This is a genomic window from Bacteroidota bacterium, from assembly GCA_016194975.1.
GTDB lineage: Bacteria > Bacteroidota > Bacteroidia > Palsa-965 > Palsa-965.
The window spans coordinates 198305-213798 of record JACQAM010000008.1 but is presented as its reverse complement, the minus strand read 5'-3'; the positions used below and the strand labels follow the sequence as shown (position 1 = coordinate 213798).

Sequence of the window (15494 nt, the reverse complement as noted above, 5' to 3'; positions counted from 1 at the left end):
AATAGATTCTGGATTGGGGATATGTAAATTCAAAATCTATTTCACGATCACAAACTTCCCGGAATTTATTTGTTCATCGTCAACGATGAAACGATAGAAATAAATTCCTGCTTGCAAATTCTCGTCACTGATCTGTGCTGTGCTTTGTCCTTCCCGCAAAATAAATTTGTCGACTTGTTTTCCACTGATGTCATAGAAAACAAGAATTCCCTTCGAATTCTCTGGAATTTCATAACTGAAAATCATAGTCCCATTATTTGGATTGGGATAAATTTTCCCTTGCTCCATCTCAGTTGTTTCCTGATCCGGACTTGCCAAACGGGCACTCGAAGAATTTGGAACGAGATCAACAACTTCTTGAAATGAAAGGTTGAATATTGCTTTCATCAGCGCCTGTGCACCTACGCATCCATCCGCCATCGTATCTGCCGCAATCTGACTTAGGGTTGCTGAATCTCCTGCGAAAGCCGGATCGGTTTTCAGGGAGAAGCAGCCATCTGCAGATTGCTCTAACCGAATAAGAATTTGTAGCAGTTGGCAGGAATTGTCGAGTGTATTGTTGTTCGCAATAGCAATTGAATCGAGTGTAGCTGTTGCTGCAGCAAATTCTTTGGCTGCCACTTGAGCGGCTGCAATTTTACACCTGTCTCCATTTGTTATCAAATATGCCTTCAAAACAAATTGAACGCTGTCTAATCCGCCAACAATTGTTGTATCGAAAAGAAAATCACGAATTAATCCATCGATTGCAAAATCGCGATTGGCCGTTGCTTCTGCTATTTGTCCGTACAATCCATCCAGTGGAGAAAGGCCTTGCTGTGCGAAAAGAATATTATTTCTAATTCCATTTGGTAGTGTTGAAGACATTCCATTGAACGCAGAAATCACGGCTGGTCGCAGAGGTGAATTCGCAAGTAAAATATCTTTCAGGTTGCCTAGTGGAACATTATGTTTGTTGATGTAAGCAATCAAAACCTGGTCGGATAAATATGGAGAAGATTGCATGAGAACATTTTTCAATTGTCCCGCTGGCATATTTCCATTGATATCTGCAAACAAAGTGGAAGTTATCCCACCGTCAATCAAAGAAGTCAGGTTTGCAATTTCATTTGTAGTGGCAGCAATTGAAGTTCTCTGGCATGATGGATTGCAGCCAATCATTGAAGTACAATTAAAATTGCTCGTGAGCGAAGCATCCTGAAGTGTGATTGACGCAGGAGTAATAGTCGTTGGGATCGTGGTGGAGCATGCACCAACGGTGGAATAAGAATATAATATTGGCGTTTGAAGATGCGTGAGATTGGTGAAAGGGTCAATCGTTGATGAAAAATTCACCCAATAATCATAATGAACATTATCATCGGCGAAACAGTTGTCTGCGGTTCTGGTTTTACTTCCCTGGAAAAAATCCTCACAACCATTTGGCTGAACAATATTAAAATTGTCATTTGAATTTGCATCGAATGAGTTGCAAATGAATTGCAACCCCTGGGGATTGTAAGGATCACCATTCATAGGATTGGGAACTACCTGACAATTCACACGCTGAGTTTGGCATCCAATATAAATGTGGTGGAAAATATTTCGATAAATAAGATTGTTCGCAGATAAGGAATTACTGACAATAACTCCGTAGGAAGATCCAACGGCAAGCGTATTAATCGGCGCTGTTGAATATGCAAAATCATTCGCCTCTACTTGATATCCTGTGCTGTTGTTTAAATAAATTCCATAAGCAGGGCCCGGTCCAGCAAGAAATGGATATTTTATTATTGTGAAATGATTATTCGTGATCGTAGAGTAGTCGACAAAATTTATAAGCACGCCCCTGTAATTATTTAAAAATTGTGATCCGTCAATCTTTACAGAATTAAGTGGATTTGAACTCCATGAAAGAACACCATAACCAAGATTCTGAAATGTATTAGGAATGAATTGCGTACAAAGTTGAGGATTTGCACAGGCAGGAAGCACTTGAAAATTTGCATCGAAACCATAAATACCATAACCATTCGAAGGCATATCCAACACACTATTGCTCGGCAACGCGCTACTGTTATTGAAATTATTTCCACTGAAAACAATTCCTGCTGTCTGCATCATCTGAACAAAAATTACGAATCTTGTTGCACTATGCGGATCGTTAAGAGGATTTATCGTAGTGAGAAAATCGCAGCGTGTGAAATAACTGTAATTGTGAAGCACGTTTGACGGATCGGTGTATGGACGAAACTGAACAGCAATCGTGTTGTTTAAAAATTTTGAATTTGTTGCAGTGATAATTCCACCATTAAAATTCTGATCCCAAGTAATATTTGGAAAAGGTGTTGCGCGTTTTCCTGCAAGAGTGCCGGTGTATGCATTTGAAATGACAGCATTGTTTTGAAGAACGAGCCAACCTTGCTGGCTCTGGCTTAAATTGAGATTAGGTGCCTGAGGCAGGCTTGCTCTGCCGTTTACTTCTACTCCTTCCCACATTCCGAGTCCACAACCGTCATAAGAGGTAAAGGTTGTATTATCAAGTATTAATTTCCCGCCGTGAATATTGGGAAGTGAACTGCCTAAAATAATTACTTCTCCACCTGGAACATTATTTGGAGAATATACACGCGGAGCAAATTTGAAAATCATATTCTTGATTGTAATAGTTTTTCCGGCCGGAATAGTGAGTGTATTCTTTATCATTACAATGGTAACCGGATTCGTTGATGTTCCGCCAAACGGATTATTTGTTGGAGTCCATATTTGATTGGCATTTGCGTAAGTAGTAAAGTTTGGTGTGCCTGGAGTTCCGGCTATATAATTGTTTGCTGTAAAAATTGTACCTGTCAAGCAACATCCATCCGGCGGAGATGTTTGTGAAACCACCTGATAAACTTCTCCATCAACCTGGTCATTCAGAAGTCGAACATCAGAAATGTCGGAAGAAATTACTACTTGCGAAGGAAAAATTGCGGAGCTGATGGGAACAGTGACAGATGGAATCGCATTGTCAGTCCAAAAAACACCGACAGCATTTGGCGGTAAAGAAAAATTGATACTTAATGCAGCAAGACGATTTGACGCGGCAAAATACAGACGTCCATCATTTCCCAATTCAATTTGAGAATTTTGAAAATCTTGTGGGTTATTAAGATTCGGCGAAATATTCGAAAGAGCCTGTAGAGCTGAAAATGTCGGACTAGCCTGCGAAATATCAGAGTACTCAATGTATGGTGGAGTTGTATGAGTAACATAAAGGAATTTTCCATTGGCAGAAAATTCTAATCCATGAACATCAGGTGTAATATAATCTGTTCCATTGAAGTAGCGTGGCAAAAAAACAAACTTCGCACTGCCGATATAATTTCCTGTATTAAAATCTATGTCCTGCACAAACACACCCATTTCCTGCGCCGACGTTGTAAAGTTCACACGTGTGTAAGGAACTGCCAGGCGATAATTTCCAACGTTGGGATCAGAAGGATCAGAAATGATAACCACTTCCATTTCTGCACGCACCTGGCCGTGCCCATCCGAGTTAGTGGGAATAACAGTGTAATTATCATATATAATTCCATTGGGAGTTACAAGAAAGCGGCTTATACCGGCGCCACAAACATTATCAATAAATAGAAACCTGGTACTTCCATTAGGCCTCAACGGCGTAACAGCAAAATGCATATTACTTCCCAAAGAAGATGCTGAGCTGTATGCAAGATTGTTTACTCCGGCCATTGTCGGATCATCCAAAAAGAATGCTTCATGACTATGTAACTGTTGCCCATTCATTCCATCATTTCCCACGAAATCTCCATACGCCTGCGGGTTGCCGTTTTGATTCGGCAGAGTTAAATCAAGAATGATGTAGTAAGGCCGGGGCGCCCCGCCCAATGAAGATCCGGAAACATCAGAATAATATCCGGCTACGAGGTAATACTGCTGGCAGTGGTTGGGCACTGGAACTATAACCCATTCTGTTGTTCCGGTAAGGATAAAATCATTTCCTCCAACGTTGGCAAAAATGCTCCCGATAAATCGTCCCTGGTAATCGTAAACATTTCCGTCGTTAATAAAAAACAAAAGATTCCCGTTCGGATCATGCATCGCATTATTCGCGTAGAATGAAGGAGAACCATTGTAATCTCCTGCTGATGGCGCGGGTAAATTTGGTGTGGCTAATGCCGGAAAGATTATTTCCTTAGGAGGAACACTCCATAAGCGGGATTGTACTGATTGAGCAATTGCGAAAAATGAGAATAGAATAGAAGCGAATAGCGTTATTCTCTTACATCCGGATTGTGTGTGTTTCATCTTGAGGGAGAGTTCGGGGAAATATTTGAGAATAAAATTTTTAGAATTTTCCTGCTATTACTGTACAATAACTTTTGCCTTTCCAATAATTTTTCCATCTTCATTCTGAATAACACATAAATACATTCCACCCGCCAAATCATTTCTGTTAAACAGATATGATGATCCCGAGAAAACTTCGCCCCTTATTTCCTTACCGGAAAAATCATATAGTAAAAAAATATGCTCTCCATTAAGCTTGTCTTCTTTCAGAAAAATATTTGATGTGGCAAAAACAGGATTTGGAAAAACAGAAACAGAATTTTCATCTGAAATTATTTCATTGATTCCTGTCGGTGCGTTTCCTGAGCTGTCCGTTTTTATGAGGTATAGACTTGCTCCATCACCAAAAGGGCCGGAATAATTTCCGCAAATGATAAAACCTTTGTCATTAGTTTGAAAAATATAATCTCCCTGATCATTACTGATTCCACCAAAAGTCCTTTGCCACAACGTTTGTCCTCCACTATTCGTTTTCACTAAATAGACATCTTCGCCCCCAACGCCATAACTTGTCGTTCCTCCCGCAATGATAAATCCCCCATCTGAAGTTTGCCTTGCTCCTTCCCCCCCTTCATTTAAATTACCACCAATAGTTTTTGACCATAAGGAATCACCGAAGGAGTCTGTTTTGATTATTAAAATGTCAGTAGAAAAAGAGGACGGATGATAAATTCCGCCTCTAAGAAAAAAACCACTATCGGTTGTCTGCTCCACATTATAGCAGCCAGTATTTTCTCCGGCAAAATCGTAAATTTTCGACCAAAGTGTGTCACCATTAACATTTGTCTTTAAAAGATAAACTGATTCATCAACAGGACTCAAACTAACATCAACTATTCCTGCCATTATATAACTTCCATCCGGAATTTGCTGGAAGGAATAAAACCCGACTCCGAACGAACGCCTGTATTTCTTCGTCCATAAGGTATCTCCATTAGCATTTGTCTTTATCAAAACAGAGGAACTTATGGTATCCAAATCGGTCATTATAGCAAGAATGGAATAGCCACCATCAGAAGTTTGTATAACATCTGTACCGTGCCCCCCTCCGGGTCCTCCTTGTGGCAAAGCAGCAATTGGCGAAATATTGTTTTTCATCCAGGCAACGTTCCCATTGGCATCTGTTTTTACCAATGTAATAAAGTTTGTGTAATTCACATCGGTAGAATAGCCCGTCATAATATACCCGCTATCTGAAGTCTGTTTTACAGAAAAAGCTTCATTTTCATAAATAGTACCGATAAGTTTGTACCATTGAGTGTTCCCAAGTGAATCAACTTTATGCAGGAGCATTTGTGAAAATCCAATTCCGGTAGTCTGCCTACCGCAAGTAATATATCCGTGATCGTTGGTCTGCTGCACACAATATCCTTCTTCACCAAAGCCCAAACCGAAATCGTAATAACGTTCGAAAGCAATTGGAGATTGCGCTGTTAGAAAAAGTGGCAGTAGCATTAACAATAAAAAAGTGATTTTTTTCATTAACCGAAAAGTAGCAAAATTCGGGGTCTTTGGCAAGCAAAATTCCAAGAATGATTTACATCTCTAACTAAGGAATTACTCCTGGATATTATTCACTTTATGCCCGCCTTCCATGAGATATTTATCTCGCTCGAATAATTTAAGATCGGACGCAACCATTTCTTTCACTAATTCTTCGACGGTATATTTCGGTTCCCACCCGAGTAATTTTTTTGCTTTCGATGCATCGCCTACGAGCATATCCACTTCTGCCGGGCGATAATATTTTTCATCCACGCCCACAATTTCATTTCCTGTTTTTGCATCTACGCCCACTTCTTTTTCATGCTTGTCTTTCCATGTTACTTCAATTCCTGCTTCACGAAAAGCCCACTCCACGAATGTTCTCACTTTTATTTTTTTTCCTGTGGCGAGTACGAAATCATCCGCTTCATTATGCTGGACAATGCGCCACATTCCTTCCACATAATCTTTCGCATGGCCCCAGTCGCGCTCCGCATCAAGATTACCGAGATATAATTTTTTCTGCAGTCCGAGTTTTATTTTCGCCACCGCGCGCGTAATCTTGCGCGTAACAAAAGTTTCTCCGCGCACAGGGCTTTCATGATTGAAAAGAATTCCGTTGCTCGCAAAAATTCCATAAGCTTCCCGGTAATTTCTCGCTATCCAGTACGCATAAAGTTTTGCAACACCATACGGACTGCGCGGATAAAACGGCGTAGATTCTTTCTGCGGAGTTTCCTGCACTTTCCCGTACATCTCGGAAGTGGAGGCCTGGTAGAATTTTGTTTTCTTTTCCAGTTTGAGAATACGAATAGCTTCGAGTAAACGCAGCGTACCCACAGCATCGGAATTCGCAGTGTACTCCGGCGTTTCGAAAGAAACTTTTACATGCGATTGCGCTGCGAGATTATAAATTTCATCGGGTTGAATTTCCTGCACCGTGCGAATGAGATTGGTGGAATCAGTGAGATCGCCGAAGTGAAGATGAAAAGGTTTTCCCTTTTCGTGCGGATCATTGTAAAGATGATCGATGCGATCGGTGTTGAACAATGAACTGCGGCGTTTGATGCCGTGCACTTCGTATCCTTTTTGTAAAAGTAATTCCGCGAGATAAGCCCCGTCTTGTCCGGTAACACCGGTGATCAGCGCAGTCTTTGCCATGAGTTCAGATTAGAAAACGAATTTAATGAGAATTTCCGGCTGTGGCGAGAAACCATCCGTTGCGCAGATTTTCCCTGTTGTAAACGAATTTTTCCTTCGAAGGCCATTGTACCATTTTCCCGCCGCTCTCTTCGAGAATGATTTGTCCGGCTGCCGTGTCCCATTCCATTGTTGGCGCAAACCGCGGATAAAAATGCGCTTCTCCTTTTGCGAGCAAACAGAATTTCAAAGCGCTGCCTGCGGAAATGAAATTTATTTTTCCTGATCGTTCTTCCATTTCGCGAACAAATTTTTCTGTTTCGGCTGAAGTATGCGAACGGCTTCCTGCAATAGTTTTTGTTTGCGGCAATTTAAAACAGGGCAACTGGATATTCGTGCGGTTCTGGTCATTGGAAAGAAATGCACCTTCATTTTTTTCTGCGTAATACAATTCATTTTTCACGGGAACAAAGATCACACCGAGAATGGACTCCCCATTTTCAACGAGGGCAATATTCACCGTAAATTCTCCATTGCGTTTGATGAATTCTTTTGTTCCGTCGAGCGGATCCACGATCCAGCAACGAGTCCATTTTTTTCTTTTTTCGTAAGGATGATTTTTCGAATCTTCTTCACTCAGCACAGGAATATTTGTTTTTGCGAGATGCGCAGCAATAATTTCATGCGAAGCACGATCTGCTTTTGTCAATGGAGAATTATCGGATTTTGATTCTACTTCAAAAGAATCGGAAGCGTAAACTTTCATGATCGCTTCGCCTGCTTGCAACGACGCAACGATCGCGTTGTGTAATAATTCTGTCATCAGAGTTTAAGTTTTCTTTTGTTGCGACTTTGATGGCCGACTCTCTGAATAATGATCGATTGACCGCTGATCCTGAAAGATCTTGAATACATGACGAGGTAAGAAAGTGTTTTCTGAAAATCTTCAAGGAATTTTTCCCCTAACCCTTCCGCTTCCTTCTCATACCACTCAAATATTTCCTGAATATCGCGAAGTGCCGATATCTTTATGATGATCTTCATAAGTGAAGTTACGATCAGATTTTTTTTCTTTTCCTGACAAGTTTCTTGACTTCTTCCCAGGAATATGATCTCTCAAGTCCTGCCTTGTCTCTGGCAAGACGTTCATCAAGCTCAACTTTGTCCTCATCGGATATTTCATATTCCTCGGAAAGCATCATCTTCCGCATAAACTGATAAACGTTGTTCAACATCCATTCATCATTGCTTTCAGTAATAGCTTTAGTTAATTTCCGTTTGAGAACCGACTTTGTCATTATTACAAGTACTTACTTAAAGATACAAAAATCTATCAGTATTTCGCTCCTGCTGCCCCAACATTCTCTATCGGATGCCACGTTGTTTTTATTTCCTGCACATCGAGAATGAAATGCGGAGATTGAGCAGTTCCTTTTTCCCAAACATCATCATAAACAAAAACGCGTTTCACATTCAGCGATGCATTTTCTTTTGCCAGGGTAATTTCTTTCTGGTCTTTCCCCGCATACACGAGCGCATTCACATCCATGTGCGAGGACATGTGCGTGAGTAATTCTGAAATTTTTCCGGTGAGAATATTCACTACCCCACCGGGAAGATCAGAAGTAGCAAGAACTTCTGCGAACGTGATCGCGCATAAAGGAAATTTTTCGGAAGCAAGGACAATGCAAACATTTCCTCCGGCAATAACAGGTGCAACCACAGAAATAATTCCGATCAAAGAACTATTCTGCGGCGCAACGATTGCAACGACTCCGGTCGGTTCGGGAACGGAAAAATTGAAATGAGAAGAAGCAACCGGGTTTACACTTGAAGAGATCTGCTGGTACTTATCACACCATCCTGCATAATAAACAAGACGATCGATGGACAAAGTAATTTCCTTTTCTGCATTCACTTTTGAAGATCCCTGCACTAAAAGTTCCTCAAGAAATTGCGCTTTTCTTCCTTCCATCATTTCTGCAATGCGATAAAGGATCTGCGAGCGATTGAAAGCAAAACGCGAACTCCATCCGCCAAATGCAGAACGCGCCGCAACAACTGCATTGCGAAAATCTTTTCGTGATGCAAGACAGATATCGGCGATCACATTTTTCTTTTTATCGAGCAATGGATAATATCGTCCGGATTCGGTTCTCGGGAATTGCCCGCCGATGTAGAGCTTATAGGTTTTTTTTATGGTTGTTCTTGTCATGCTATTTTGCTTGTGGGTGGATTACATCCGTACTATCTGTAATCTACCCATTTCATTTAAGATTCAAATACGGTTGTAATCCATGCAATCCTCCTTCTCTTCCGAATCCGGATTCTTTGTAACCGCCGAATGGAGAAGTAGGATCGAATTTGTTGTACGTATTCGCCCATACCACTCCGGCTCTGAGTTTGGAAGTGAGATTGAAAATTTTGGAACCTTTATCCGTCCACACTCCTGCGGATAATCCGAATGGAGTGTTGTTTGCTTTCTCGATCACTTCATCAATCGTTCGGAAAGTTTGTATTGCTAAAACCGGCCCAAAAATTTCTTCCTGCACAATTCTGTGTGACTGAGAAACGTTCAGAAAAATTGTCGGGCGGCAGAAAAATCCATTGGAAGGAATGGAACATTTGCTCTGCCACATTTCCGCTCCCTCATCCACACCAATTTTCAGATACTCATTTATTTTTCCGAGTTGCTCTTTGGAATTGATCGCGCCGATGTCCGTGTTTTTATCCAGCGGATCGCCAACGATGAGCGTACTCATCCGGTCTTTTAATTTTCTGATCACCACTTCCGCAACACTTTCCTGCACGAACAGGCGCGAGCCCGCGCAGCATACGTGACCCTGGTTGAAGAAAATTCCATTGATGATTCCTTCCACCGCCTGGTCGATCGCAGCATCTTCGAAAATAATATTCGCCGCTTTTCCGCCAAGTTCGAGCGTCGCTTTCTTTTTTGTTCCTGCAATGGCGCGCTGAATAATTTTCCCGACATCAGTTGAACCGGTGAATGCAATTTTATCAACGTCTTTGTGATTCACTAATGCTGCTCCCGCTTTTCCATCTCCATTCACAATATTTACAACGCCTGGAGGCAATCCTGCGTCGCGGATAATTTCAGCAAGTTTCATTGCAGTGAGCGGGGTAGTTTCTGCAGGTTTTAGCACCACACAATTTCCGCACGCGAGCGCTGGCGCAATTTTCCACGCGGCCATGAGCAATGGAAAATTCCACGGAATAATTTGTCCTGCAACACCAACAGGAGAAATTTTTCTATTGGGAAAAGCATATTCCAATTTATCTGCCCAGCCCGCATAGTAGAAAAAATGTGCAGCAGCCAATGGCGTATCGACATCTCTCGATTCACGAATTGTTTTTCCTCCATCCATCGATTCGATCACGGCGAGTTCACGCGCGCGTTCCTGCATGATGCGTGCAATGCGATAGAGATATTTTCCACGTTCCGCTCCCGGCATTTTCTTCCACACTTTTTCATACGCATTCCGCGCCGCTTTCACCGCTTTGTCAATATCGCGTTCATCACCGTAAGCAACTTCAGCAATTACTTTTTCAGTGGCGGGATTTATCGAAGGAAAATATTTTCCTCCTGCTGGTTTTACAAATTGCCCATTGATGAAATGATCGTATCGCTTTTCAAGACGGATATGTCCGGTGCTTTCAGGCGATGGCGAATAATTCCAGCCCGAATCGAAATCGAGTTTTGGTTTTTTCTTTTCAGTAGTTGTTTTTGTATTCATCTTATTTTATGTTCACCGCTAAGACGCGAAGGCACTAAGAAAATCAGCGCTAATTCGTGCTCATCCGCAGCTAATCTTTCGAAAAATAATCCGCTCCCTGGTAAACTCCGGTCGCTTCTTTGCAAAGCTGCATGAGAATATCATTCGCCAATGAACTTGCGCCGAAGCGGAACCAGATATTATTGAGCCATGCGTTACCAAGTGTTTCTTTCACCATTACGAGATATTGCAATGCAATTTTCGCCGTAGAAATTCCACCGGCAGGTTTCATCCCGATCATAATTCCTGTTTCGTAATAGTAATCGCGTATCGCTTCCAGCATTACGAGTGTTACCGGTTGTGTGGCAGCCGGAGAAATTTTTCCTGTTGATGTTTTAATGAAATCAGCACCAGCACGCATAGCGATCTCGCTCGCACGACGAACATTATCAAGCGTAGAAAGTTCTCCTGTTTCAAGAATCACTTTTAATCTTGCATTTCCACAAGCATTTTTTATTTCAGCAATTTCATCAAAAACAAAATTGTAATTGCCGGCAAGAAATTCTCCGCGTGAAATAACCATATCCACTTCATCGGCCCCGCTTTCCACTGCGAATTTAGTATCGTCGAGTTTTACTTTCAGTGTCGATTGTCCCGAAGGAAATGCGGTTGCAACCGAAGCAACTTGCACTCCTGAATTTCCGAGTTCCTTTTTCGCAAGCTTCACAAACGTCGGGTAAACACAAACCGCAGCAACAGTGGGTAATCCCGGAAGTTCATCGTGCGGATGTTGCGCTTTGTAACACATCTGCCGCACTTTTCCTTCCGTATCTTTTCCCTCGAGCGTGGTGAGATCGATCATGCTCAGCGCCAGTTTCAATCCTTCCACCTTGGAAGTTTTTTTTATACTTCTTGAATTGAATCGCGCCACGCGTTCTTCTACACCAACTTGATCGATGACGGGAGTATTGTGAAAATCGAATGTGTTTTTCATTGGGAAAACAAATGTACGGAATAGCGGGAAAAGGGCGTTTTTTGGTAGTGGCTCAGTTTGCTCTTTTCCGATTCAACTTCACGCCGGAGCTTGCCCTGAAGAATTGAAGGGCGGTTCCTAAACCATTCTTTTATTAAACCGCAAAGACGCTAAGAATTTTCAAACTGACCCACTACCCGTTTTTTCATTGTGAAGCCATGTTTCTCAATTTGTTTATCTTTGACCCCGAAACAGCCAATGAAAAACAACTTCCATATCTATAACTCCTGCAGCATGATGTGCTGTATGTGTTTCTGATAATATCCGGAAATTTGTTTTTGTATTGCTAAAAACACTCAAAATGTCTTTCCTGTTCCGGAAGGACTTTTTTGTTATTACGAATTTCTACGAAAAAAATAATGCTCAATACCAAATGCTCAATGAGCAATGAACAACGATAAAAACATTCATCCCATCTTCCAAAAACTCGTTCAGCGTAACGAGCGGGAAGACCTTCTGAAACAAAAAGCAAAAGTGATCTGGATGACGGGCTTGTCGGGTTCCGGAAAATCGACACTCGCTATCGGCCTGGAAAGATCACTATATGAGAATGGGAAATTAGTGTATGTGCTCGATGGCGATAACGTGCGTGCAGGAATAAATTCCAATCTCGGTTTTTCGAATGAGGATCGTACAGAAAATATCCGTCGCGTAGCGGAAGTGGCAAAACTGATGCTTGACTCAGGAGTAATTGTGATCTGCAGTTTTGTTTCTCCGACAATTGAGATCCGTTCGCTTGCAAAAAAGATCATAGGTGAAAAAGATTTTCTGGAAGTTTATGTGAATGCTTCTATTGCTGAATGTGAAAAGCGTGATGTGAAAGGTTTGTATGCGAAAGCACGCGCGGGAGAAATAAAAGATTTCACGGGCATTCATCAGGAATTCGAAGCGCCGGAAAATGCAGCGCTGGTTATTAATACTGAAAATAATTCATTCGAAGCATCATTGAAAGATCTGCTGGAATTCGTTAACAGGAATATCTGAAATGAAAAATTACACTCTCAAACATCTCGACGAACTCGAATCGGAATCCATTTATGTACTGCGCGAAGTGGCTGCACAATTTGAACGCCCCGCACTTTTATTCTCCGGCGGAAAAGATTCCATCGTCGTTTCTCATCTCGCACGCAAAGCTTTTCATCCCGCGAAAATTCCTTTTCCATTATTGCACATCGACACCGGACACAATTTTCCGGAAACACTTGAGTACCGCGACTGGTGGGCGAATGAGATCAGCGCAAAAGTCATTGTGAAATATGTTCAGGATTCCATTGATCGCGGAACTGCAGTGGAAGAAAAAGGATACAACGCGAGCAGGAATGTTCTGCAAACAGTAACACTGCTCGAAGCGATCGAAGAATTGAAAACAGATTGTGCCATTGGCGGTGCACGTCGCGACGAAGAAAAAGCGAGAGCGAAAGAAAGATTCTTTTCTCACCGCGATGAATTCGGCCAGTGGGATCCGAAAAATCAGCGCCCGGAATTATGGAATATTTTCAATGGCAAAAAAAACATGGGCGAACATTTCCGCGTGTTCCCGATTTCCAACTGGACGGAGATGGATGTATGGCAATATATTCTCCGTGAAAATATTCCGCTGCCGAAATTATATTTCTCTCACAAGCGGAAAGTTTTCAAACGCGATAATCAGTGGCTCGCCGATTTTGATTTCATGCTGAAGAAACCGAATGAAGTGGCCGAAGAAAAAATTGTACGCTTCCGCACCATCGGCGACATTACGTGCACCGGCGCAGTGGAATCGACTGCCTCAACACTGGAAGAAATTGTTCTTGAAGTTGCAGCGTCACGCACAACAGAGAGAGGAACACGTGCTGATGATAAACGAAGCGAAGCAGCAATGGAAGACCGGAAAAAACAAGGATACTTCTGATTGTTGAATTAATTAAATTGAAAGAACAATGACACAAGATGAATTAAAGAAAAGAACTAAACGGTTCGCGATTGATGTTATTCGCTTTGTAAAACAGCTTCCGCAATGTCCCGATAAATGGTACCCGGGGGATCAACTCTATAGATGCGGAACAGCAGTTGGTGCTAATTATCGTGCTGCGTGCAGAAGTAAAACAAAACCAACATTCGTCCATAAAATGGGAATCGTGGAAGAAGAGGCTGATGAGAGTTGTTATTGGCTTGAAATATTAGCGGGAGAAAATCTTGGCGAACAAAAAGAACGTGATCGGCTTCTCAAAGAATACTAAATGCGAAACAGGAAACTTTTTGACATTCAAATGAATCAGACTGAGCATCGGGAATGCCTTGCAAATGCTCAGTTTTTAATAATGGAGCGCTTGCAATCATTGTTATACAACTCTTAATCGATATAAACTCTAATGAATGAAAGACACTTCAAAAACTAAATACAAAAATTCAGATTGACATTCAGCAATCTGAAATCAACAATAGAGAAATGCCAAATCAACAATCAACAATCAACAATCAGCAATCCTACCTGGATATGGATCTCCTCCGCTTCACAACAGCTGGTTCTGTTGATGATGGGAAATCAACACTCATCGGAAGATTACTTTACGATTCGAAATCCATTTTCGAAGATCAGTATGAAGCGGTGAAAGAGTCGAGCGAAAAACGCGGAGAGGAATATGTGAATCTCGCATTACTCACCGATGGATTGCGCGCGGAACGCGAACAGGGAATTACCATCGATGTTGCATATCGTTATTTCGCAACGCCGAAAAGAAAATTCATCATCGCGGATACGCCCGGGCATATACAGTACACGCGCAACATGGTCACGGGCGCAAGTACTGCGAACGTAGCGATCGTGCTCATAGACGCGCGCAAGGGTGTGATCGAACAAACCATGCGTCACACCTTCATTGCATCGCTGTTGAAAATTCCGCACATCGTTGTCTGCGTGAATAAAATGGATCTTGTCGGATACAAAGAAGAAATATTCCTGCAGATCAAAAAAGATTTCGAAGCATTCGCATCCAAACTCGACGCGATCGATATCACCTTCATTCCTATTTCCGCTTTGAAAGGAGATGACGTGGTCGATCGTTCTGAAAATATGAAATGGTACGAAGGCGCAACACTTCTTTACACACTGGAGAATATTCACATCGCTTCCGATCTGAATCATATCGACTGCCGTTTTCCTGTTCAATATGTGGTTCGCCCGATGAATAATGAATTCCACGATTACCGCGGATTTGCAGGAAGAGTTGCGGGTGGCGTTTTCAAAAAAGGAGATGCGGTGACCGTTCTTCCCAGCGGATTCCAGACAAAAATTAAATCTATTGACACATTCACCGGAGAAATTCAGGAAGCTTTTCCTCCGCAGAGTGTGACGATCACGCTCGAAGATGAAATAGATATTTCACGCGGCGACATGATCGTTCGCGAAAATAATCAGCCGGAAATTTCGCAGGATGTGGATGTGATGGTGTGCTGGTTCAATCCAAAACCACTTCAGTTGAATGGAAAATACAATGTGAAACACACTTCGCGTGACGCACGTTGCGTGGTAAAAGAGATCACTTATAAAATGGATATTTCCACATTGCACCGGAATGAAAGCGACAAGAACATTGCGATGAATGACATTGCGAGAATAAAGATCCGCACGACTGTTCCGTTGTTCTTCGATAAATATTCACGCAACAGAACTACCGGCTCGCTCATTTTCATTGACGAAGCGACGAATGAAACGGTCGGTGCTGGAATGATCGTATAGCGTACGAACTACGAAATTCACGAATTACGAAACACGGATTTTACGAAAT

13 protein-coding genes are annotated in these 15494 nt (G+C 42.0%); 4 read left to right on the top strand and 9 right to left on the bottom strand.

Features of this window, described 5'->3' with window-relative positions; all coding sequences use genetic code 11:
- Positions 1–36: 36 nt before the first annotated feature.
- The 9 genes from HY064_07170 to deoC all read right to left on the bottom strand — a co-directional run bounded on the left by HY064_07170 (position 37) and on the right by deoC (position 11688).
- Positions 37–4293 carry a T9SS type A sorting domain-containing protein gene (locus HY064_07170; protein ID MBI3510428.1) on the bottom strand — a complete coding sequence of 1419 codons (4257 nt, stop codon included), beginning with the start codon at positions 4291–4293 and terminating at the stop codon, positions 37–39.
- A gap of 57 nt (positions 4294–4350) precedes the next feature.
- The gene (locus HY064_07165; GenBank protein ID MBI3510427.1) at positions 4351–5817 is read right to left on the bottom strand and encodes a T9SS type A sorting domain-containing protein; all 1467 of its coding nucleotides are present in this window, start codon (positions 5815–5817) and stop codon (positions 4351–4353) included.
- Between the two features lie 75 nt (positions 5818–5892).
- The gene (gmd, locus tag HY064_07160) at positions 5893–6981 is read right to left on the bottom strand and encodes a GDP-mannose 4,6-dehydratase (protein MBI3510426.1); all 1089 of its coding nucleotides are present in this window, start codon (positions 6979–6981) and stop codon (positions 5893–5895) included.
- Between the two features lie 22 nt (positions 6982–7003).
- Positions 7004–7783 (bottom strand): 3'(2'),5'-bisphosphate nucleotidase CysQ, encoded by a 780-nt coding sequence (gene cysQ / locus HY064_07155; GenBank protein MBI3510425.1) that lies wholly within the window; start codon positions 7781–7783, stop codon positions 7004–7006.
- A complete protein-coding gene (locus tag HY064_07150; GenBank protein ID MBI3510424.1) occupies positions 7783–8004 on the bottom strand; it encodes a hypothetical protein in 222 nt (73 codons plus the stop codon). The genes cysQ and HY064_07150 overlap by 1 nt, the downstream gene beginning before the upstream one ends.
- Before the next feature lie 14 nt (positions 8005–8018).
- Positions 8019–8258 (bottom strand): hypothetical protein, encoded by a 240-nt coding sequence (locus tag HY064_07145; GenBank protein MBI3510423.1) that lies wholly within the window; start codon positions 8256–8258, stop codon positions 8019–8021.
- Between the two features lie 35 nt (positions 8259–8293).
- Complete coding sequence (locus HY064_07140) at positions 8294–9175, bottom strand: aldehyde dehydrogenase family protein (GenBank protein ID MBI3510422.1); 882 nt, start codon at positions 9173–9175, stop codon at positions 8294–8296.
- A gap of 52 nt (positions 9176–9227) precedes the next feature.
- Positions 9228–10715, bottom strand: coding sequence for an aldehyde dehydrogenase family protein (locus HY064_07135; protein MBI3510421.1), 1488 nt, complete (start codon positions 10713–10715; stop codon positions 9228–9230).
- 70 nt (positions 10716–10785) lie between these two features.
- A complete protein-coding gene (gene deoC / locus HY064_07130; GenBank protein MBI3510420.1) occupies positions 10786–11688 on the bottom strand; it encodes a deoxyribose-phosphate aldolase in 903 nt (300 codons plus the stop codon).
- Positions 11689–12114: 426 nt separating this feature from the next.
- Here deoC and cysC point away from each other — a divergent pair, with 426 nt between their 5' ends.
- The 4 genes from cysC (at position 12115) to cysN (ending at position 15445) form a co-directional block, all read left to right on the top strand.
- Positions 12115–12711, top strand: a complete 597-nt coding sequence (gene cysC / locus HY064_07125; GenBank protein ID MBI3510419.1) for an adenylyl-sulfate kinase — start codon at positions 12115–12117, stop codon at positions 12709–12711.
- A 1-nt stretch (position 12712) separates the two neighbouring features.
- Positions 12713–13618, top strand: a complete 906-nt coding sequence (cysD, locus tag HY064_07120) for a sulfate adenylyltransferase subunit CysD (protein ID MBI3510418.1) — start codon at positions 12713–12715, stop codon at positions 13616–13618.
- Positions 13619–13646: 28 nt separating this feature from the next.
- The gene (locus HY064_07115; GenBank protein ID MBI3510417.1) at positions 13647–13946 is read left to right on the top strand and encodes a four helix bundle protein; all 300 of its coding nucleotides are present in this window, start codon (positions 13647–13649) and stop codon (positions 13944–13946) included.
- A gap of 209 nt (positions 13947–14155) precedes the next feature.
- Complete coding sequence (gene cysN, locus HY064_07110) at positions 14156–15445, top strand: sulfate adenylyltransferase subunit CysN (protein MBI3510416.1); 1290 nt, start codon at positions 14156–14158, stop codon at positions 15443–15445.
- Positions 15446–15494 lie beyond the last annotated feature (49 nt).